The following is a 19443-nucleotide window of genomic DNA, read 5'->3' on the forward strand; positions in this document are numbered from 1 at the left end:
CTGGGGGGCCGGGGCGCCGTGGGGGGCGGGGGGGGGGGGGGGGGGGGGGGGGGGGGGGGGGGGGGGGCCGGGGCGCGGGGGGGGGGGGCCCCCCCCCCCCCCCCCCCCCCCCGACCGCTCGCCGGACCGACCCCGACGTGCGGTAAGTTTCCTGCGTGCCCGAGCCAGTCAGCCCGCCGCCGCTACCCGTGACCTTCCGCCCGCGCCGCGGCAGAATCGTCCCGTACGGCTTCGCCGTGATCATCCTCATCGGTGCCGTGCTGATGGCCCTGTTCATCGCCGAGCCGTTCCAGCTGGCCGACCGGATCGCCATCGTGCTGTTCGGCTGCGCGGTGGCGTACATCCTGCACCTGCTGGGCCGCGTCCGCGTGGAGGCCGACGACGAGGGCATCACGCTCGTCAACGCCCTGCGCACCCACCGCTACACCTGGCCCGAGGTCCTGGACATCACGCTGATGGTCGGCGACCCCTGGCCCAAGATCGACTTCTCTGACGGCCGCACCGTCGGCGCCATGGGCATCCAGGGCTCGGAGAAGGCCCGCGCCAAACAGGCCACGGCCGAGCTCAGGGCCCTCATCCGCGCCCGGGGAGAAGCCCGCGAAGACTGAAGTGGCCTGGGAATCCGGGGCCGAGGTGGACCTTTGCCGGCGACCTCCCCGGGGCTACGCTGCACGGACATGAACGTGATCGCGCATCTCAGCGACGTCCACATCGACGCCGATCCCCGCAGCTCCGGCCGCACCCGCGCCGTCATGGACTACCTGAACGACCTCCCGTACGACCTCGACCTCGTCCTGGTTACCGGTGACATCGCCGACCACGGCCTGCCCGAGGAGTACGAGCGGGCCCGCGAACTGCTCGCCGCGCGCCACCCCGTCCTGGTCTGCCCCGGCAACCACGACGACCGCGCCGCCTTCCGCGCGCACCTTCTCGGCGGCGAGGCCGCCACCGGCCCGGTCAACCAGGTACACCACGGCTCCGGCTTCGTCGTGGCGGCGTGTGACTCCTCGGTGCCGGGCAAGGACGAGGGGCTGCTGGAGGACGAGACGCTCCAGTGGCTGGACCAGGTCCTGGCCGAGGCGGGGGAGCGGACGGCGCTGGTCGCCTTCCATCACCCTCCCGCGCTGCTGCACGTGCCGTTCATCGACGGCATCAGGCAGTACGGCGAGCAGCGCCTGGCCGGCCTCCTGAAGCGCCACCCCCACGTCGCCGCCCTGCTGGCCGGGCACGCCCACACCCCGGCGGCCACCACGTTCGCGGGCCGGCCCCTGCTCGTGGCGCCCGGTGTCGTCTCGACGCTCCGGCTCCCCTGGGAACTGCCCAAGGGCGTGGTCGACCTCGACCAGCCGCCGTCCCTGGCCTTCCACGTGCTCGACGAGGGCCGCGTGACGACGCACTACCGAACGATCCTCTGAATGTCGGCGTAGCCTGAAGGGGTGCTGAGGCGGACCATCAGGGCGGCGGACATCGAGTCACCGGAAAAGCTGATCGAGCTGCTCGACCGGTACTCCTACCTGGCCGACGAAGGACTGGCGACGGCGGCGTTCCTGGCGCTGCGGATGGGCCGGCCGCTGTTCCTGGAAGGGGAGGCGGGGGTCGGCAAGACGGAGCTGGCCAAGACGCTGGCCGACCTGCTCAAGGCGCCGCTCATCAGGCTGCAGTGCTACGAGGGCCTCGACGCCGCCCAGGCACTCTACGACTGGGACTTCGCCCGCCAGCTCCTCCACCTCAAGGCCGCCGAGGCGGCCGGGGTCACCGACGTGGCCCGGCTGGAGAGCGAGATCTACGACCGGCGCTTCCTCATCGCCCGGCCCCTGCTGAAGGCGGTCGAGACGCAGCCCAGCGTGCTGCTGGTGGACGAGATCGACCGGGCCGACGACGAGTTCGAGGCGTTCCTGCTGGAGGTGCTGTCCGACTTCACGATCTCCATTCCCGAACTGGGCACGATCAAGGCGGCCACGCCGCCGGTCGTGGTCGTCACCTCCAACCGGACGCGGGAGGTGCACGACGCGCTGAAGCGCCGCTGCCTGTACCACTGGCTGGAGCATCCGGGGTTCGACCGTGAGGTGGCGATCCTGCTGCGCAGGCTGCCCGGGTGCACGCAGACGCTGGCCGTACAGGTGGCGGGGGCGGCGGAGCGGCTGCGGGCGGCCGAGCTGATCAAGCCGCCCGGCGTGGCCGAGACCCTCGACTGGACCGAGGCGCTGCTGACGCTCGGCGCGCGCGAGCTCGACCCGGGCCTGGCGGCGGCCACGCTGGGCGCGGCGCTGAAGTACCGGGAGGACGTCGAGGCCGTGCTCGCGAACGGGTTGCTGCGCCATGGATGAGCTGGCCGCGACGATGACCGGGTTCGCCAGGACGCTGCGGGCGGCGGGGGTCGCGGCCGACCACGAGCGCACCCGCAACCTGCTGCTCGCGCTGGACCACCTCGACGTGGGCGACCCCGCGCGGGTGTACTGGGCCGGGCGGCTGACGCTGTGCGCCGCGCCGGACGACCTGCCCCGGTACGACCGCTGTTTCGCCGCCTACTTCGGCGGTCTGCGGGCGGCCGGCCGTACCGCGGACAAGGTCGTCACGCGGCACGTGGCGGCGGGCGAGGCGCGCGAGGACGGCGAGCAGGAGGACGCGCAGGCGGCGCCCGGCACGGCCAGCCGCACCGAGATCCTGCGCCACCGCGACATGGCCAGGATGACCGAGGCGGAACGCGCCGAAGTGCACCGGATGCTGGCGATGCTGCGCGAACGGCGGGCCCGCCGGCGCTCGCGGCGCCACCAGCCCGCCCACCGCGGCGTCCTCGACCCGAGGCGGACGATCCGCGAGGCGCTGCGCAAGGGCGAGGTGGCGCGGCTGCGCAGGAAGGCGCACGCCACCCGCCCGCGCAAGGTGGTGCTGCTGGTCGACGTGAGCGGGTCGATGTCGCCCTACGCGGAGACGCTGCTGCGGTACGCGCACGCGCTGGTGCGCAGCGAACCCAGGGCGACCAGGGTGTTCTCGATCGGGACGCGGCTGACGCACGTGACCGCCGAGTTGCGCCACCGCGATCCGGGCACCGCGCTGAACGAGGCGTCGCGGGTGATACCGGACTGGAGCGGCGGCACCCGGCTGGGGGAGGAGCTCCGGAGTTTCCTGAAAGATCATGACGCGCGCGGCGCGATCGTGGTCCTGGCCTCGGACGGCTGGGAACGCGGCGACCCCGCGCTGCTCGGCGCCCAGATGGCCCGGCTCGCCCGGCAGGCGTACCGGGTGATCTGGGTGAACCCGCACAAGGGGTATGAGGGTTATGAGCCGCTCACCGGTGGGATGAGGGCGGCGTTGCCGTACATAGACGACCTCGTGGCCGGGCACAGCCTGGCCGCGTTCGAGGCGCTCAGCGAAAGGCTCGGCCATGCGTGAGGTGCTCCCGGAGATCATGCGGTGGTGGCGCTCCGGGCTGAGGTTCGGGCTGGCGACCGTGGTGAGCACGTTCAGCAGCGCGCCCCGGCCGCCCGGCGCCTCGATGGCCGTGCGCGGGGACGAGGTCGTCGGCAGCGTCTCCGGCGGCTGCGTCGAGGGCGCGGTGTTCGAGCTGGCCGCCGAGGCCGAGGCCCCCGTCCTGCAGCGGTACGGCGTGAGCGACGACGACGCCTTCGCGGTCGGGCTCACCTGCGGCGGCATCATCGACATCCTCGTCGAGCCGGTCTCCATCGAGACCTTCCCCGAGCTCGGCGACATCTACTCCTCGGTACGCGCCCACGAACCCGTGGCCGTCGCCACCATCGTCGGCGGACCGGGCCGGATGGGCGCACGACGAGTGATCTGGCCCGATCGCACCGCGGGCACCCTCGGCCTCGACCGCCTCGACCAGGCCGTCGACGACGACGCCCGCGGCATGCTCGCCCAGGGCCTGACCGGCATCCGCCACTACGGCGGCCACGGCGAGCGCCGGCTGGACGACCTGGCGGTGTTCGTGCACTCCTTCGCGCCGCCGCCGCGCATGCTGGTCTTCGGCGCCATCGACTTCGCCGCCGCCGTCGCCCGGGTCGGCAAGTTCCTCGGCTACCACGTCACCGTCTGCGACGCCCGGCCGGTCTTCGCCACCCCCAAGCGTTTCCCCGAGGCCGACGAGGTCGTGGTCAAGTGGCCGCACGACTACCTGGCCACGCAGAAGGTGGACGAGCGCACGGTCATCGCCGTGCTCACCCACGACCCCAAGTTCGACGTGCCGCTGCTGGAACTGGCCCTGCGCACCGACGCCGGCTACGTGGGCGCGATGGGCTCGCGCCGTACCCACGAGGACCGGCTGGAACGGCTGCGCGAGGCCGGGCTCAGCGCCCGCGAGCTGGCACGGCTGCGCTCGCCCATCGGCCTCGACCTCGGCGCCCGCACCCCGGAGGAGACGGCGGTGTCCATCGCCGCCGAGCTCATCCAGCTGCGGTGGGGCGGTTCCGGACGGCCGCTGAGCGAGACGCGTGGACGCATTCACGGATGGGCAGAAAAGCGGGATGAAGCGATCTAGCGTGGCCGGGCTGCTGCTCGCGGCCGGGCGCGGAGCGCGGCTGGGCACGCCCAAGGCGCTCGTGGAGTACGAGGGCGAGCGGCTGGTCGATCGCGGGGTACGGCTGCTGGAGACCGGCGGGTGCCATCCCGTCGTGGTGGTGCTCGGGGCCGCGACCGTGCCCGTGCGGGGCGCCGTCGTCGTGCGCAACCCCGGCTGGCGCGCCGGGATGGGCTCCTCGCTGCGCGTCGGGCTGGCCGCGCTGCCGCCGGACGCCGCCGCCGTGGTCGTGGCGCTGGTGGACCAGCCGTTCGTGACGCCCGCCGCCGTGGCGGCGCTGATCGCCAGCGGGGGCGAGGTGGCCGTCGCCACGTACGGCGGCTCCCGGCGCAACCCGGTGCTGTTCGGCCGCGACCACTTCGCCGAGGTGGCCGGGCTGGCCGTGGGGGACGTGGGGGCCAGGCCGTTCCTGAAGGCGTATCCGGAACTGATCACCGACGTGCCGTGCGACGGGCTGGGCAGCCCGGCCGACATCGACACGCCCGAGGACCTGGAGCTTCTGAAAGGTCCTAACTGAGTCGCAGAGACGCCAGGGCGGCGCGGTGGTCGCTGCCGACGGCCGGGGCGACGCCCGCCTTGGTCGCGGTCATGCCCTTGTACAGGATGTGGTCGGGCCGGGTGATCGGGAACGACGACGGCCAGGTGAACCCGAACCCGTCGCCCGCCTCGCGCTGCGCGTCCCGCAGCGGCGGCGTCAGCCCTGACATGCCGCGGTCGGTGGTGGCGGTGTTGAGGTCGCCCATGAGCAGGATGCGCTTGCTGGAGTCCTTGTCGACCAGCGAGCGCGCGTGGGCCAGCGACTTGTCGCGGAAGGCCGTGTGCCCGGGACGCGCCGAGGCCAGGTGCATCACGTACACGGTGACCTTGCCCTTCGGCGTGTCGGCCACCGCCCGCAGCGCCCTCGGCCAGCCCATGCCGACGTCGAGCTTCTGCTGCTTGCTCAGCGGGTAGCGGCTCCACAGCCCGACCGTGCCGACGGGGTACTTGTGCGGGAACATCCGGTCGAGCTGCTTGGCGGCCGGTCCGCCCGGGGTGAGTTCCTGGGCCGCGACCAGGTCGAGCCCTTCGGCGATCTTGCGCATGGCCTCGCCGGAGGCGCTGTTGGTGACGCCGACGTTGACCGTGGCCACCTTGAGGTCGCTGGCGCCGCCGGGCGGCGACTGCAGCATGGTCGAGCCGAACATCAGCGCCCACACCAGGCCGGGCACCAGAGCCGCGACCGTGGCGCCCTTCGAGCGCGACAGCGCCGCGCCGAGCAGAAGCACGGGCACCGTGAGCCCCACCCAGGGCAGCATGCTCTCCCAGATAGGCGTGAATCCACCCATGGCCGGAAAGAGCTGATGACCCGCCAAGGCCACGGCGACCAGGGCGGACACGACGATGACGACGCGACTCAGCACCTGTCCCAGGCTAGCCGGTGTGGGCCCGGGATGCGGACAGGCTAACCTGGTGCCGAATATAGTTCGGTTACTGCTCGGTTCGAGGGAGTCCGGCATGCGGATCGGTATGGCGCTCAACTATTCAGGCGGCTTCAAAGAGACGGTCGCCGAACTGGCCGACTATGAGCGGGCCGGGCTCGACATCGTCTTCGTGGCCGAGGCCTACAGCTTCGACGCGGTCAGCCAGATGGGCTACATCGCCGCCAAGACCGACCGCCTGGAGATCGCCTCCGGCATCCTGCCGATCTACTCCCGCACCCCGACCCTGCTCGCGATGACCGCCGCCGGGCTCGACTACGTCTCCGACGGCCGCTTCACCCTGGGCCTCGGCGCCTCCGGCCCGCAGGTGATCGAGGGCTTCCACGGCGTGCCGTACACGGCGCCGCTGGGCCGTACCCGCGAGGTCATCGACATCTGCCGCCAGGTGTGGCGCCGCGAGAAGCTCACCTACTCCGGCAACCACTACACCCTGCCGCTCCCTCCCGAGCAGGGCACCGGACTCGGCAAAGCCCTCAAGATCATCAATCATCCGGTACGGCCGCGCATCCCGATCGTCGTCGCCGCCATCGGTCCCAAGAACGTCGAGCTGACCGCCGAGGTCGCCGAGGGCTGGGAGCCGATCTTCTACGTACCGGAGAAGGCGGCCGACGTCTGGGGACCGTCACTGGCCGCCGGAGCCGCCCGCCGCGACCCGTCGCTCGGCCCCCTGGACACCATCGCGCAGGCCGCCCTGGCGATCGGGGACGACGTGCAGGGGCTGCTGGAGCTGGGGCGCGGCATGGCGGCCCTCTACATCGGCGGGATGGGCGCCAAGGGGCGCAACTTCTACAACGAACTCGCCCGGCGCTACGGCTACGAGAAGGAGGCCGAGCAGATCCAGGACCTGTACCTGGAGGGGAAGAAGCAGGAGGCGGCGGCGTTGGTGCCGCAGGAGTTGCTGGAGAAGATGTCGCTGATCGGGTCGGAGGGCTTCGTCCGGGACCGGATCCAGGCTCTGCGTGAGTCGGGGGTGACGACGCTGAACGTGACGCCCCTGGCCAACACCCACGAGGAGCGCCTCCGCCTCGTGGAAAAAATGAAAGAACTGACCGCCTAACCCCGGCAGACAGGCACGCCACCACCCCGCCACGCCGCCACGCCGCCCCGCCCGGCACCCCGGCCTGCCGTCCCGGCACGCCGTCACCCCGCCCTCTCCCGGAAACCCGGCGTCGCCTGCCCCGCCCCGGCCTCGCCGACCCGCGCCCGTCCCACGCTCCCTTCTGCTGGGTTCCCGACCCCCGGTCACTGGTTCCCGGCCCCGGGGTCACGGGTCGGGTCCCTGGGCCGTGTCCGTCCTGGGTTGTTCGGGATTGTGAGGGTTGTCGGGCTTTGGTGCGCCGCGTGGGCGGAAGGGCGCGGTGGTGTCCGGCGCACCCCGGGGTGGGCCACGGTGGCTGGTCGGCGGAGGGCTGTTGCGGCGCCTCGCCGGAGTGTGGTGGGGAGCATCGGCTGTGGCGGCGCGCCTGGGGCGGCGGGCGGTGGTTCGTGGGCGGAGCCGTAAGGGACGGTGGCGCGGATCACAGAGGACGGCGGGAATAGTCAGAGATAAGAGCGGTGTTGTGATGCTTCGTGAGGTATTCGGTAGTCATCGTGTGGCTCGTTGAGCGGCTGCACATCGACCTGTGCCGCGTGACGGGGACGAGCTGTCGCTGATCGCGCCATGACGCGCTAGATCGCCACTCACCCCTTTTCTCCTTTCCGGTGCGCCTTCGGCATGCCGTCATCTCCGGAGCCTTCCTCTCGTGAAGAGATTCAGCTTTTCCCTGCAACTGCTCGCCGGCCTCGTGGCCGGCATCGCCCTCGGATTCGTCGCCAAGGTTTGGGACGTCTCCTGGCTGGCAGAGACCCTGACCCAAGTCGGCAAGATCTTCGTTCAGCTCCTGAAGCTGGCCGTCCCGCCGCTGGTGTTCACCGCGGTGCTGGTCAGCGTCGCCAACCTCCGCAACGTCAACGGCGCCGCCAGGCTGGCCTCGAAGACCCTGTTCTGGTTCCTCGCGACCGCCTTCATCTCGGTCGCCTTCGCCATCGGCCTCGGCCTCGTCATCAACCCCGGCCAGGGCGTCACCCTCGACACCAGCACCGCCAAGGCCGTCGACACCGAGGGCGCCGGCACCTGGCTCGACTTCGTGACCGGCATCATCCCCACGAACATCGTCACCGCCTTCACCGAGCTCAACGTCCTCCAGATCGTCTTCCTCGGCGTCGTCCTCGGCGCCGCGGCCCTGGCGATCGGCGACAAGGCCGAGCCGTTCCTGAACCTGAGCCGCTCGGTCCTCGAACTCGTCCAGAAGGCCCTGTGGTGGGTCATCCGCCTGGCTCCCATCGGCACCGCCGGCCTGATCGGCAAGGCCGTGGCCACGTACGGCTGGGACCTGCTGGCCCCGCTGGCCAAGTTCTCGGCCGGTGTCTACATCGGCTGCTTCATCGTCCTGCTGGCGATCTACCCGACGCTGCTGGCCGTCTTCGGCAAGGTCAACCCGCTGAAGTTCTACCGCAACGCCTGGCCGGCCATCGAGCTCGCCTTCGTCTCCCGCTCCTCCGTGGGCACGCTGCCCCTGACCCAGCGCGTGACGGTGGAGCGCAACGGCGTCGACCGCGACTACGCCTCCTTCGCCGTCCCGTTCGGCGCCACCACCAAGATGGACGGCTGCGCCTCGGTCTACCCCGCGCTGGCCGCCATCTTCGTGGCCCAGGTCTTCAACGTCCCGCTGGGCGTGGGCGACTACCTGCTGATCGCCTTCGTCTCGGTCGTGGGCTCGGCCGCGACCGCGGGCCTGACCGGCGCCATCGTGATGCTCACCCTGACCCTGAGCACCCTGGGCCTGCCCCTGGAAGGCGTCGGCCTCCTCCTGGCCATCGACCCCATCCTGGACATGATCCGCACCGCCACCAACGTCGCGGGCCAGGCAGTGGTCCCGGTCCTGGTCGCCCGCTCCGAGGGCCGCCTGGACGAGGCCGTCTTCAACGCCCCGCCCCAGCCCCTCGACGACGAAGCCCCCGCCGCCAAGTCCCCCGCCAGGGAACCGGCGCTGGCATAACCGCATGACAACAAAAGGGCGAGAGGCTCCGGCCTCTCGCCCTTTTCGCGTGCCGAAACATCGACTTTCCGACCAGTGCCAATCCTCAGAGATCAAGCCTCATGTGCCCACGAATTACAGAACTCGGGTTTTAATGTGTGACGCCGCTGTCACAAAAGGTTGCGATCCTCGCGCCCGTCAAACTTCGCGGCGGGGAGCGCGAGCCGAATCCGTCTTGAAAGGGTGACGCATCCTGCGGAACCTAGATTGCTGACCTCCTCGGGCGGGTCAACTCGTCACCAGCAACTCTCGTACCTCAAGCCCGCGAGGTCGGATTGAATAGGCTCAGTCCTACAACTATAGAACCGAGTCCACAAGGGCCAGAATAAAGCGGTACCGCTGCGTCCATCCCGGATTCGATTATTGATCTGAACGAATCAACGACCCGAACATATACCGGCAAGACCGGCTTGGCGGGATCTATTCAGCCGGGGAGCCGGATGCCTCGGCATAACGATCTTCCTGCTGCAACTTACTTTCTCTGTATTACTCTCTGTGAATGCGTGGTCTCATATTTGATCTTGTGGTCCCGTTGGGCGATTGTTACGATTTGCCCGTTTGCTGGGAGCTCTGAGCCTCCGATGGAGTGGACGTCGTCCATGTCGGTGAGCAGAGCGACGTCTGGTGGCCCGGGTCCGGGTTGCCCCTCGTTGGTTCGGAGTGTGACGGCGCATGCGTCGATCGTTGGCATGGGTACGTACGGGAATCGCGGCGATCGCGGTGGGTGTTTTGCCGGGGTTAGGAGTTGTTTCTTAGATCAGATTCTGAGCCAGATGACCAGGGCGGCCAGGGTGACAGTGCCGAGGAAGACGGAGGCGCGTTTGTCGTAGCGCGTGGCCACGGCCCGGAAGTTCTTCAGCCTGTTGATCGCCCGTTCGACGACGTTGCGCGCTTTGTAGCGTTAGGCGTCGAAGCCAATGGGGCGTCCCCCGGCCGAGCCGCGCCGGCGGCGGTGGGCGCGTTGATCGCGTGGTTCGGGGATCGTGTGGCGGATCTTACGGCGGCGCAGGTGAACGCGGTTGGCGCGGGAGGAGTAGGCCTTGTCCGCGGCCAGGCTGTCCGGCCTGGTACGCGGATGTCCCGGCCCGGGCCGAGGCACCCGGATGGCCTCCAGCACCCGCCGCAACTGCGGGCTATCACCGTACTGACCCGGCGTCAGCACCAGCGACAACACCCGGCACCGGCCATCCGCGGACAGGTGGATCTTGGTAGTGAAGCCGCCCCGGGAACGGCCTAAGCACTCCCCAGCCTGACCACCTCCGCCAGCCGGGCGGCCAGTGTGGCCGGCACCGGATCGCCCCGCTTCGTTCCGGCCTCGTCCCCCTTTTGCCGCCTCGACACGGCAGGCGGCGGGGTGCGGGACGCACCGGCGGCGTGCTGGTGCGCCCGCACGGTGGTGGAGTCCACGCTGATGTCCCAGTCCAGGCGGCCCTCGGCGTCCTGCCCGGTCTGGATCGCGGTCAGCAGCATCTGCCAGGTGCCATCAGCCGACCAGCGGCGATGCCGCTCGTACACCGTGATCCAGGAGCCGAACCGTTCGGGCAGGTCACGCCACGGCAGCCCGGTACGGGCCCGGTACAACACGCCGTCGATCGTCCTTCGATGGTCATTCCACCGCCCGCCCCGCCCGCCGCCTTCAGGCAGCAGAGGCTTGAGCCGTTCCCACTCCGTGTTAGTCAGATCACCACGACCCATGACCCAATCGTGACAACATCACCACAATTAGTCAGCAAATCTAAGAAACAGCTCCTAGTGCCGATGGTGGTTCCGCCCGCGTCGGCGCAGGAGGTCGGCACGCAGGTCGCGGCGCGTGAGTTGACGTCGGTGGTGACGCCGAAGCAGATGTCGGGGACCGCGAGCGGGTTGCCGTCGTTGGTGGACACATCGCTCACGCAGGTGGGTGGCGTGGGTGCTCCGGTGGGTTCGGGTCCTCGGGTGAAGGGTGTGCCGCTGCTGACGGTCGAGGTGCTCGCCATAGATGGCGCGTTCGGGGATTTGAAGTTCTTCTTCAGCATTTGCGAGAAGCTGGAGCCGGTGGAAAACCCGTGGCGGGTATGCCGACGCCGGTGCCGATGTGCCTGGATGCGCCGGGTCGGGTGGGTGTGGACTCGTGGCGGGTGCCGGCGGGCAAGGTGGAGTGGGGCAAGCAGTACGAGCGGTGGGTGCGCATCGTCAACACCCGCGACAACACCTCGACCACCAGTACAGAGGATGAAAGCCTGAGGTGACACGGCGTGGTTGCGTGCTCATCGGCTGGTTCGGGAGTATGCCGGTGGGATGCGTTATCCGGATGGTGGTGGTCTGACCCCGGCGGCGCGAGCCAGGCGTGAACAGATCCGCTTGGAAGCTGCCGGGCTGTTTGCCGCGGGCATGTCGCCGCCCCTGGTGGCAAAGAAGTTACGGGTCTCGCGCAAGTCGGCCTATGCCTGGTACAAGATCTGGCGAACGGCCGGGGTCGAGGCGTTGGCGTCGAAAGGACCGGGCGGGCAGCACTGCCGGCTCAACGCCACGCAGGTGGAGCGGCTGGAGGCCGCGCTGGATGCCGGTCCCGCAGTATGGGGCTGGGTCGAGGACCAGCGGTGGACACTGGCGCGGGTCACCGTTGTGGTCGGTCGGCTGTTCCACGTCTCCTACACCCCACGCGGGATCTCCTACCTGCTGCACCGGCTCGGCTGGAGTCCGCAGGTCCCGCGGCGACGTGCCGCTGAACGCGACGAGGAAGCCATCGCCACCTGGGTGAAGGACACCTGGCCGCTGGTGGAACAACGGCGCGGGACCAGGACGCGTGGATCTGCTTCGCCGACGAAGCAGGACCATCGCTGAGGCCGCCCAAGGCCCGTACCTGGTCCCGCCGTGGAGTCACCCCGACCGTCACCGTCACGAGCAGGGGCTCGGGTCGGGTCAACCTGGCTGGGCTGATCTGCTTCAAGCAGGGCCGGCGGACCCGCCTGATCTACCGGATGAGGGTCTACCGGCGCCGCAAGAACGAACGCAAAGGGTTCAACGAAGCCGACTTCGCCCGTCTGCTGGATGCCGCCCACCAGCAGCTCGCCGGGCCGATCGTGCTCGTCTGGGACAACGTCAACACCCACGTCGGCGCCCGGATGCGCCGCCTGATCGAGACGCGTCCCTGGTTGACGGTGTTCCGCCTGCCGACCTACGCGCCCGAACTCAACCCCGTCGAGAGCGTGTGGTCCCACCTCAAACGCGGCCTGGGCAACCTGGCCCCCTGCACGCTCGCCGACCTCGCCCAGGTCATCCGCAGCAGACTCAAGCAGATGCAGTATCGTCCCACCCTCTTGGACGCCTTCCTGGCACACACCGGCCTGACCACAGACCTGAGATCGACATGACACCCCGAACTTTCAATCTGTGTAGCAAGAATCTTTTCACCACCGGGTCGCCTCAGCCGCAGATCAGCCGCATCTGGGTGAGGGCGCTCCGAATGGGCAGGAGTTCTCGCCGACCACGGGCAACTACACGAGTTCGTTCGTTGATGCGAAGGTCACGGCGAGGGGGCCGTCGTTGTCGGTGGTGCGCACCTACAACAGCATGGACGCGCGGATGGCGGATACAGCCTCAAGGATGCGCCGGACCGTGACAAGAATGGCTACAATGGGGCTCAAACGCGCTATGAAAAATGTTTGGAAAGGATTCAATTCGCTCTTGGGCTACGGATTATTGGCGGTGTGTGGATGTCTACTGTTGGTGGCTGCAATGACGAGTGGGTTCCAAGGCAACTTTCGTGCGAACCGTCAGATGGGCCGCTCTGGTGCTGCTCGGGGTATCGCGAAATTGTTGATCGCCGTTCTAGGTGCCGCGCTCTTTATTGCAGCCTGCGGGAAAGAGGTACGCGTTGATCCTGCGGCTGTGTCGGAGATCCACGCCATTGGCCGCGTCCTGACAGAAGGCACTAGCGAATGGCACTGGGGAGACGAAGGGCCCGGATACACTTCCCTCAACAAGACAGTGGTTCTCGATATGGGAAGCACCACAGCACAGGCTGCTCTCGAAAAGGCCCGCGCGCTTCTGATCGAGCGTGGGTGGGAGATCGACGCGCCAGCAGGCGATGGAAGCCTGTCCATGACGTCTGGCAGGTGGCAGGGGCTGCAGCTTTTCGCCTACAGTGTGAAGCAGTACGTTCAAATCTGGGGGTTGGAGGATGTGGAAGAGCCTCAGGTTGCAGAGGTGATCAAGAGAGCACGCGAACGGTCCACTTCGGACGCGCTTCTGGTGGTGAAGCTTCAGCCTTGATTCGCGGCGATGGTCGAATACTCGACCAGATTACCGAAATGGTTTCTTCTCTAGGGTCGTGGTGGAGAATCCGCTGCCGGGTTTAGATTTGAGAAGATCGTCTGGCTCTGCCGCTCGGTCGTTCTATCCAGATCTTGTTGGTGACCCGCCCGCCGTCTGCTTGCAGGTGTCGGCATAGTTGGCCTTGGCTGCATACGCCGAACCCTCGTCGCGTGGCCCACTGCCTCGACCAGTTTGACCTCTTCGAGGCCGGGCATGTCGATGAGCGCGACCATCTGCTGTCGGTCTGTCGAGTTCTTAGGCTGTGTGTCAGTCGCGTTGATTGAAACCTGATCGATTTTTTCGAAAGCGCCTTATTGTATGACACGGTCGGGACTGGGCTCGAATAGCTTGCATGAGGCGCCGGCGCGGATTTCGTGGAAGTCGTCGATCATTCCGGCCGCTCGGGCCTGGACGAGGATGTTGCCCAGTGCGGTGGCCTCTACGGGGCCGGCCACCACGGGCAGGCCGGTGGCGTTGGCGGTCAGCCGGCACAGGAGGCGGTTGCGGGCGCCGCCGCCCAGCAAATGGATGACGTCCACCTGGTGGCCGGACAATGCTGTCGCGTCGGTTATCGCGTTTCGGTGGGCCAGGGCCAGGCTTTCCAGGATGCAGCGGACCGTCTCGGCCTGTGTTCTCGGGGCGGGTTGGCCCGCTCTCCGGCAGGCTTCGGCTATGCGGGCGGGCATGTCGCCGGGGGCCAGGAAGGCGGGGTCGGCGGCGTCGATCAGGGAGCGGTGGGGTTCGGCTTCTTCGGCCGCCTTCAGCAGGGCGGGGAGATCGGGCATGCCCCAGGTGGCCAGGCATTCCTGGAGGAGCCACAGGCCCATGACGTTGCGGAGGTAGCGGGTGGTGCCGTCCAGACCGGTCTCGTTCGTGAAATTTCCGGTACGGCTGGCCTCTGACAGCACCGGAGAAGAAAGCTCCACGCCCACCAGCGACCACGTGCCGCAGGAGATGTAGGCGAAGGCGTCCGTGGCGGCCGGGGTGGCGATCACGGCGGAGGCGGTGTCGTGGGAGGCGACGGTCACGACCGGTGCCGACCAGTCCGGGAAGGCGTCGCGGCAGCACGACGCGGGCGCGTGGGCGGGGGTCATGACGCCGATGGGGGTGCCGGGGTGGCGTATCGGCGGGAGAAGGTGAGTGGGGATGCCTGCCTTGCCCGCCAGATCGTACGCCCAGGTTCGGGAGTGGATGTCCAGGAGGCCGGTGGTTGAGGCGTTGGTGACCTCCGCGCCCTTCTCGCCGGTCAGCCAGTACGCGATCAGGTCCGGGATCAGGAGCATGGTCGCGGCGTCGGTCAGGTCGTCGGCCAGCAACTGGAAGATGGTGTTGATGGGGTGGGGCTGGATCCCGGTGGCCTCGTAGAGCGCTCCGGCGCCCAGCCGGTCGATCGTGGCGGGCACCACGCCCTCCGTGCGGCTGTCGCGATAGCTCACCGGGTCCCGGAGCAAGGTGCCGTCGTGGCCCAGGAGACCGTAGTCGACGCCCCACGAGTCGATGCCGATCGAGGCTACCGGTCCCGCTTTGGCCAGGCCGTACAGGATCTCGTGGAAGATGCGGTGGATGTCCCAGCGCAGGGCGCCCTCGCGCAGGGTGGCGCCGTTGGGGAAGCGGTGGACCTCGGTCAACGTCAGGGACTCGTCGCTGACGATGACACGCCCGCTGGAGGCGCCGAGGTCGATGGCGGCGAAGCGGGTCATCGCGTGGACTCCCTCACGACCAGTTCGGGCTGAAAAACGATTTGCTGGTGGGCGTGCGCGCCGGGGCGGTCGCACTCGTCGAGCAGCAGTTCCGTGGCCACCTTGCCCAGCTGGTAGGTCGGCTGGCGGATGGAGGTCAGCGAGACGGCCGAGGCCGACGCGAAGTCGATGTCGTCGTAGCCCATCAGGGCCACGTCGTCCGGGATGCGGACGCCGAGTTGCGTCAGGCCGCGCAGGACGCCGAGGGCCAGCAGGTCGTTGGCGCAGAAGACGGCGTCGGGGATGCCGGAGTCCAGCAGCAGCTGGGCCGCCTTCTCGCCGGCGCGGGCGGTCATGGCGGGCATCTGGATCAGTCGCAGGGTGCCGGGGAACGTCCGGGACGCGCCCTCGAAGCGGTCCTGGCACTGGCGGATCGTCAGGGGGCCGCTGACGTAGGCGACCGAGGTGGCGCCGCCGGCCAGGAGATGCTCCACGGCCAGCTTGCCGCCGACGACGTCGTTCACCGCCACCGAGCACTGGTCGGCGCGGTGCGGCGGGTGGTCGACGAGGACGACGTTGATGTCGTGGGCGCGCAGGCGGTCCAGGCGCGCGGGGTGCTCGTCGGTCGGGGTGATGAGGACCCCGCGCACCCGCTGCTCGGCCAGGACGCGCAGGTTGCGTTCCTCCTTGGTACGCGAGCCCGCCGAGTTGCCCAGGATGACCGCGTACCCCAGGGCACTGGCGGTCTCCTCCACTCCGGCGGCCACGTCGGTGAAGAACGGGTTGCCGATGTCGATCACCGACAGGCCGATCGTCCGGCTGTAGCCCGCGCGCAGCGTGGAGGCCGAGGCGTGCCGGACGAAGCCGAGGTCCTCGATGGCCGCCTCTACCCGCCGGCGGGTCGTGGGGGAGACCTTCTCCGGGCGGTTCAGGACGTTCGAGACCGTGCCGGGGCTGACTCCGGCCAGTTCGGCGACCTCCTTGATGTTCACCACGGGACCTGATTAAAACGTAACAACCGCGAAACGGCAATTGACGGCAGCGAGATCGCTGTCTAGCGTCGCACACGTTGTTAAAACGATTCAAAGGATTGCCCTCATGGACATCAGACCGCGGCTCAGGGAGCAACGGATCGAGACCCCCTCGTGGGCGTACGGGAACTCGGGCACCCGCTTCAAGGTCTTCGCCCAGCCCGGCGTCCCGCGCGACCCCTACGAGAAGCTGGCCGACGCCGCCCAGGTGCACCGCTTCACCGGGATCGCCCCGAGCGTCGCCCTGCACATCCCCTGGGACAAGGTGGACGACTACGCCGGCCTGCGCCGCCACGCGGACGGCCTCGGCCTGAGCATCGGGGCGATCAACGCCAACGTCTTCCAGGACGACGACTACAAGCTGGGCAGCGTCACCAACCCCGACCCGCGCGTCCGCCGCAAGGCCTTGGACCACCTGCTGGAATGCGTCGACATCATGGACGACACCGGGTCGGACACGCTCAAGCTCTGGTTCTCCGACGGCACCAACTACCCGGGTCAGGACGACATCCGCGCTCGCCAGGACCGCCTGGCCGAGGCCCTTGAATCGGTTTACGCACGGCTGGGGGAGGGGCAGCGGTTCCTGCTGGAGTACAAGCTGTTCGAGCCGGCCTTCTACACGACAGACGTGCCCGACTGGGGCACCGCCTACGCGCACTGCCTCAGGCTGGGCCCGAAGGCGCAGGTCGTCGTGGACACCGGTCACCACGCGCCGGGCACCAACATCGAGTTCATCGTGGCCTTCCTGCTCAGGGAGGGGAAACTCGGCGGCTTCGACTTCAACTCGCGCTTCTACGCCGACGACGACCTGATGGTGGGGGCGGCCGACCCGTTCCAGCTGTTCCGGATCATGTACGAGGTGGCCGAGGAGCCCGGGATCGCGTTCATGCTCGACCAGTGCCACAACCTCGAGCCCAAGATCCCCGGCCAGATCCGCTCGGTGATGAACGTGCAGGAGGCCACCGCGAAGGCCCTCCTTGTCGACAAAAATGCCCTTAAATCCGCGCAGGCTGCGGGCGACGTCCTCGGGGCCAACGCCGTCCTCATGGACGCCTACAACACCGACGTACGCCCCCTGCTGGCCGACCTCCGCCAGGAGGCGGGCCTCGACCCGGACCCCATGGCCGCCTACGCCAAGTCCGGATATTTCCAGGAAATCAGCGCCACCCGCGTCGGCGGCGCCCAGGCAGGTTGGGGAGCCTGATGAGCAGCACGCGCCACGACACTCCCGCGCCGGTCAGGGAACTGCTCGACCGCGCCCACGCCTTGGGCGGCGACCCCCGCAACACCAACTACGCGGGCGGCAACGCCTCCGTCAAGGCCGCCGGACACGATCCCGTCACCGGCCAGGACGTGGATCTGATGTGGGTCAAGGGTTCCGGCGGCGACCTGGGCACGCTGAAGGAGAGCGGCCTGGCCGTCCTGCGGCTCGACCGCGTACGCGCGCTTAAAACGATCTACCCCGGCGTTGAACGCGAAGACGAGATGGTGGCGGCGTTCGACTACTGCCTGCACGGCAAGGGCGGTGCCGCGCCGTCCATCGACACCGCGATGCACGCCCTGGTGGAGGCGGCGCACGTCGACCACCTGCACCCCGACGCCGGCATCGCGATCGCCGCCGCGCAGGACGGCCCCGCCCTGACCGAGCGGATCTTCGCCGGCCGCGTGGTGTGGGTGCCATGGCGCCGCCCCGGCTTCCAGCTCGGCCTGGACATCGCCGCCATCCAGGCCGAGAACCCGCAGGCCATCGGCGTCATCCTCGGGGGCCACGGCATCACCGCCTGGGGCGCCACCTCGCAGGAGTGCCACGCCAACTCGCTGGAGATCATCCGCACCGCCGAGCGGTACATCGCCGCCCACGGCCGCCCCGACCCCTTCGGCCCGATCGTCCACGAAACCCCCGGTGAAGAGGAACGGCTGGCCAACGCGGCCCGGCTCTTCCCCCTGCTGCGCGGCCTGGCCTCGACCGACGCGCCCATGGTCGGCCACTACACCGCCACCCCCGAGGTCCTCGACTTCCTCGCCCGCGCCGAACACCCCCGCCTGGCGGCGCTCGGCACCTCCTGCCCCGACCACTTCCTGCGCACCAAGGTCGCCCCGCTCGTCCTGCCGCCGGACCCCGACGAGCAGCGGATCAGGCATCTCCACGCCGCCTACCGAGCGGATTACGCCGCGTACTACGCCCGCCACGCCGTACCGGAATCACCCCCCATGCGCGGCGCGGACCCCGCGATCGTGCTGGTACCCGGCGTCGGCATGTTCTCCTTCGGCAAGGACAAGCAGACCGCGCGCGTCGCCGGCGAGTTCTACCTCAACGCGATCAACGTCATGCGCGGCGCCGAGGCGTTGTCCGCCTATGCGCCGATCGAGGAGAGCGAGAAGTTCCGCATCGAGTACTGGGACCTGGAGGAGGCCAAGCTCCGCCGCCTGCCGCAGTCCAAGCCGCTGGCCACCCGGATCGCGCTGGTCACCGGCGGCGGTTCCGGCATCGGCGCGGCGACCGCGCGCCGCCTGGCCGCCGAAGGCGCCCTCGTGGTGGTCGCCGACCGCGACCTCGCCGCCGCCGAGAAGGTGGCCGCGCTGATCGGCCCGGCGGACGCGGCGGTCGCGGTCCGCGCGGACGTGACCGACGAAGCGCAGGTCCAGGACATGGTACGGCGGGCCGTGCTGGCCTTCGGCGGCCTCGACCTGGTGGTCAACAACGCGGGACTGTCCCTGTCGCGCCCCCTGCTGGAGACCACGGCGGACGACTGGGACATCCAGCACGACGTCATGGCGAAGGGCTCGTTCCTGGTCTCCCGCGAAGCCGCCCGAGTCCTGATAAATCAGGGCATGGGGGGAGACGTCATCTACATCTCCTCCAAAAACTCGATCTTCGCCGGCCCCAACAACGTCGCCTACGGCGCCGCCAAGGCCGACCAGGCCCACCAGGTCCGCCTGCTCGCCGCGGAACTGGGCGAACACGGCATCCGCGTCAACGGCGTCAACCCGGACGGCGTCGTCCGCGGCTCCGGCATCTTCGCCTCCGGATGGGGCGCCAACCGCGCGGCCGTCTACGGGGTGCCCGAGGAGCGGCTCGGCGAGTTCTACGCCCAGCGCACGTTGCTGAAGCGCGAGGTCCTGCCGGAGCACGTGGCGGCCGCGGTGTTCGCCCTGACCGCCGGCGACCTGAACCTCACGACGGGCCTGCACATCCCGGTCGACGCGGGCGTCCCCGCCGCCTTCCTCCGCTGACCCACCCCACCTATCACCCCACCCCGCCCATCCGCACCGCCCACCCCCGCCCATCCGCACCGCCCACCCCCGCCCATCCGCACCGCCCACCCCGTCCGTGCACCTCGTCCGTCC

The 19443-nt window shown here is 69.3% G+C and carries 19 protein-coding genes and 1 pseudogene; 15 read left to right on the plus strand and 5 right to left on the minus strand.

The genetic code is table 11. The features are described from left to right. Window positions 1-155 precede the first annotated feature (155 nt). The 6 genes from ACIBKY_RS29410 (at window position 156) to ACIBKY_RS29435 (ending at window position 5051) form a co-directional block, all read left to right on the plus strand. Complete coding sequence (locus ACIBKY_RS29410; protein WP_397101490.1) at window positions 156-608, plus strand: PH domain-containing protein; 453 nt, start codon at window positions 156-158, stop codon at window positions 606-608. A 69-nt stretch (window positions 609-677) separates the two neighbouring features. After that, window positions 678-1415 carry a phosphodiesterase gene (locus ACIBKY_RS29415; protein WP_397101492.1) on the plus strand — a complete coding sequence of 246 codons (738 nt, stop codon included), beginning with the start codon at window positions 678-680 and terminating at the stop codon, window positions 1413-1415. A gap of 21 nt (window positions 1416-1436) precedes the next feature. Then, window positions 1437-2327, plus strand: a complete 891-nt coding sequence (locus ACIBKY_RS29420) for an AAA family ATPase (RefSeq protein ID WP_397101494.1) — start codon at window positions 1437-1439, stop codon at window positions 2325-2327. Beyond that, window positions 2320-3393: a VWA domain-containing protein gene (locus ACIBKY_RS29425; protein ID WP_397101496.1), complete on the plus strand. Its 1074-nt coding sequence runs from the start codon at window positions 2320-2322 to the stop codon at window positions 3391-3393. Before ACIBKY_RS29420 ends, ACIBKY_RS29425 begins: the two co-directional genes overlap by 8 nt. After that, a complete protein-coding gene (locus ACIBKY_RS29430; RefSeq protein ID WP_397101498.1) occupies window positions 3386-4495 on the plus strand; it encodes an XdhC family protein in 1110 nt (369 codons plus the stop codon). Before ACIBKY_RS29425 ends, ACIBKY_RS29430 begins: the two co-directional genes overlap by 8 nt. After that, window positions 4482-5051, plus strand: coding sequence for an NTP transferase domain-containing protein (locus ACIBKY_RS29435; protein ID WP_397101500.1), 570 nt, complete (start codon window positions 4482-4484; stop codon window positions 5049-5051). The genes ACIBKY_RS29430 and ACIBKY_RS29435 overlap by 14 nt, the downstream gene beginning before the upstream one ends. On the opposite strand, the gene ACIBKY_RS29440 is transcribed toward ACIBKY_RS29435, so the two are convergent. Then, window positions 5044-5934 (minus strand): endonuclease/exonuclease/phosphatase family protein, encoded by an 891-nt coding sequence (locus ACIBKY_RS29440; protein ID WP_397101502.1) that lies wholly within the window; start codon window positions 5932-5934, stop codon window positions 5044-5046. The two genes, ACIBKY_RS29435 and ACIBKY_RS29440, sit on opposite strands and share 8 nt — an antisense overlap. A gap of 94 nt (window positions 5935-6028) precedes the next feature. Between ACIBKY_RS29440 and ACIBKY_RS29445 the strand changes: the two genes are divergently transcribed. From ACIBKY_RS29445 to ACIBKY_RS29455, 3 genes are all read left to right on the plus strand, one after another. After that, complete coding sequence (locus tag ACIBKY_RS29445) at window positions 6029-7069, plus strand: LLM class F420-dependent oxidoreductase (protein WP_397101504.1); 1041 nt, start codon at window positions 6029-6031, stop codon at window positions 7067-7069. Window positions 7070-7602: 533 nt separating this feature from the next. Beyond that, a complete protein-coding gene (locus ACIBKY_RS29450) occupies window positions 7603-7665 on the plus strand; it encodes a putative leader peptide (RefSeq protein WP_376773472.1) in 63 nt (20 codons plus the stop codon). 89 nt (window positions 7666-7754) lie between these two features. Continuing rightward, window positions 7755-9050, plus strand: coding sequence for a dicarboxylate/amino acid:cation symporter (locus ACIBKY_RS29455; protein WP_397101506.1), 1296 nt, complete (start codon window positions 7755-7757; stop codon window positions 9048-9050). A 796-nt stretch (window positions 9051-9846) separates the two neighbouring features. Here ACIBKY_RS29455 and ACIBKY_RS29460 read toward each other — a convergent pair. Continuing rightward, window positions 9847-10784, minus strand: a pseudogene (locus tag ACIBKY_RS29460) (IS5 family transposase). After that, entirely contained in the window at window positions 10766-11104 is a 339-nt protein-coding gene (locus tag ACIBKY_RS29465) for a hypothetical protein (RefSeq protein ID WP_397101508.1), read from the minus strand. The pseudogene ACIBKY_RS29460 and the gene ACIBKY_RS29465 overlap by 19 nt, the downstream one beginning before the upstream one ends. A gap of 30 nt (window positions 11105-11134) precedes the next feature. Between ACIBKY_RS29465 and ACIBKY_RS29470 the strand changes: the two genes are divergently transcribed. The 4 genes from ACIBKY_RS29470 (at window position 11135) to ACIBKY_RS29485 (ending at window position 13343) form a co-directional block, all read left to right on the plus strand. After that, window positions 11135-11317: a hypothetical protein gene (locus tag ACIBKY_RS29470; RefSeq protein WP_397101510.1), complete on the plus strand. Its 183-nt coding sequence runs from the start codon at window positions 11135-11137 to the stop codon at window positions 11315-11317. 49 nt (window positions 11318-11366) lie between these two features. After that, window positions 11367-11912, plus strand: coding sequence for a transposase (locus ACIBKY_RS29475; RefSeq protein WP_397101512.1), 546 nt, complete (start codon window positions 11367-11369; stop codon window positions 11910-11912). After that, window positions 11909-12442, plus strand: coding sequence for a transposase (locus ACIBKY_RS29480; protein WP_397102148.1), 534 nt, complete (start codon window positions 11909-11911; stop codon window positions 12440-12442). Before ACIBKY_RS29475 ends, ACIBKY_RS29480 begins: the two co-directional genes overlap by 4 nt. A 262-nt stretch (window positions 12443-12704) precedes the next feature. Next, a complete protein-coding gene (locus ACIBKY_RS29485; RefSeq protein WP_397101514.1) occupies window positions 12705-13343 on the plus strand; it encodes a hypothetical protein in 639 nt (212 codons plus the stop codon). A 353-nt stretch (window positions 13344-13696) separates the two neighbouring features. Here the strand turns inward: ACIBKY_RS29485 and ACIBKY_RS29490 are convergent, their stop codons facing one another. Together ACIBKY_RS29490 and ACIBKY_RS29495 are read right to left on the minus strand one after the other, a co-directional pair. Then, window positions 13697-15085: a rhamnulokinase family protein gene (locus ACIBKY_RS29490; RefSeq protein ID WP_397101516.1), complete on the minus strand. Its 1389-nt coding sequence runs from the start codon at window positions 15083-15085 to the stop codon at window positions 13697-13699. Next, on the minus strand, window positions 15082-16059 hold the full coding sequence (locus tag ACIBKY_RS29495) for a LacI family DNA-binding transcriptional regulator (protein WP_397101518.1): 978 nt from the start codon (window positions 16057-16059) through the stop codon (window positions 15082-15084). Before ACIBKY_RS29495 ends, ACIBKY_RS29490 begins: the two co-directional genes overlap by 4 nt. Before the next feature lie 103 nt (window positions 16060-16162). Here ACIBKY_RS29495 and rhaI point away from each other — a divergent pair, with 103 nt between their 5' ends. Both rhaI and ACIBKY_RS29505 read left to right on the plus strand, forming a co-directional pair. Beyond that, window positions 16163-17299, plus strand: coding sequence for an L-rhamnose isomerase (gene rhaI, locus ACIBKY_RS29500; protein ID WP_397101520.1), 1137 nt, complete (start codon window positions 16163-16165; stop codon window positions 17297-17299). After that, complete coding sequence (locus ACIBKY_RS29505) at window positions 17299-19329, plus strand: bifunctional aldolase/short-chain dehydrogenase (RefSeq protein ID WP_397101522.1); 2031 nt, start codon at window positions 17299-17301, stop codon at window positions 19327-19329. Before rhaI ends, ACIBKY_RS29505 begins: the two co-directional genes overlap by 1 nt. Window positions 19330-19443: the final 114 nt, after the last annotated feature.

The organism is Nonomuraea sp. NPDC050394, from assembly GCF_044459065.1.
Taxonomy (GTDB): Bacteria; Actinomycetota; Actinomycetes; order Streptosporangiales; family Streptosporangiaceae; genus Nonomuraea.

What these genes read in the sequence shown, in the direction of transcription:
- rhaI (WP_397101520.1), top strand. Translation starts at nt 16,163, where the DNA reads ATGGACATCAGACCGCGGCTCAGGGAGCAACGGATCGAGACCCCCTCG.
- ACIBKY_RS29435 (WP_397101500.1), top strand. Translation starts at nt 4,482, where the DNA reads ATGAAGCGATCTAGCGTGGCCGGGCTGCTGCTCGCGGCCGGGCGCGGA.
- ACIBKY_RS29445 (WP_397101504.1), top strand. Translation starts at nt 6,029, where the DNA reads ATGCGGATCGGTATGGCGCTCAACTATTCAGGCGGCTTCAAAGAGACG.
- ACIBKY_RS29475 (WP_397101512.1), top strand. Translation starts at nt 11,367, where the DNA reads ATGCGTTATCCGGATGGTGGTGGTCTGACCCCGGCGGCGCGAGCCAGG.
- ACIBKY_RS29425 (WP_397101496.1), top strand. Translation starts at nt 2,320, where the DNA reads ATGGATGAGCTGGCCGCGACGATGACCGGGTTCGCCAGGACGCTGCGG.
- ACIBKY_RS29465 (WP_397101508.1), bottom strand. Translation starts at nt 11,104, where the DNA reads ATGCTGAAGAAGAACTTCAAATCCCCGAACGCGCCATCTATGGCGAGC.
- ACIBKY_RS29430 (WP_397101498.1), top strand. Translation starts at nt 3,386, where the DNA reads ATGCGTGAGGTGCTCCCGGAGATCATGCGGTGGTGGCGCTCCGGGCTG.
- ACIBKY_RS29505 (WP_397101522.1), top strand. Translation starts at nt 17,299, where the DNA reads ATGAGCAGCACGCGCCACGACACTCCCGCGCCGGTCAGGGAACTGCTC.
- ACIBKY_RS29485 (WP_397101514.1), top strand. Translation starts at nt 12,705, where the DNA reads ATGGGGCTCAAACGCGCTATGAAAAATGTTTGGAAAGGATTCAATTCG.
- ACIBKY_RS29490 (WP_397101516.1), bottom strand. Translation starts at nt 15,085, where the DNA reads ATGACCCGCTTCGCCGCCATCGACCTCGGCGCCTCCAGCGGGCGTGTC.
- ACIBKY_RS29415 (WP_397101492.1), top strand. Translation starts at nt 678, where the DNA reads ATGAACGTGATCGCGCATCTCAGCGACGTCCACATCGACGCCGATCCC.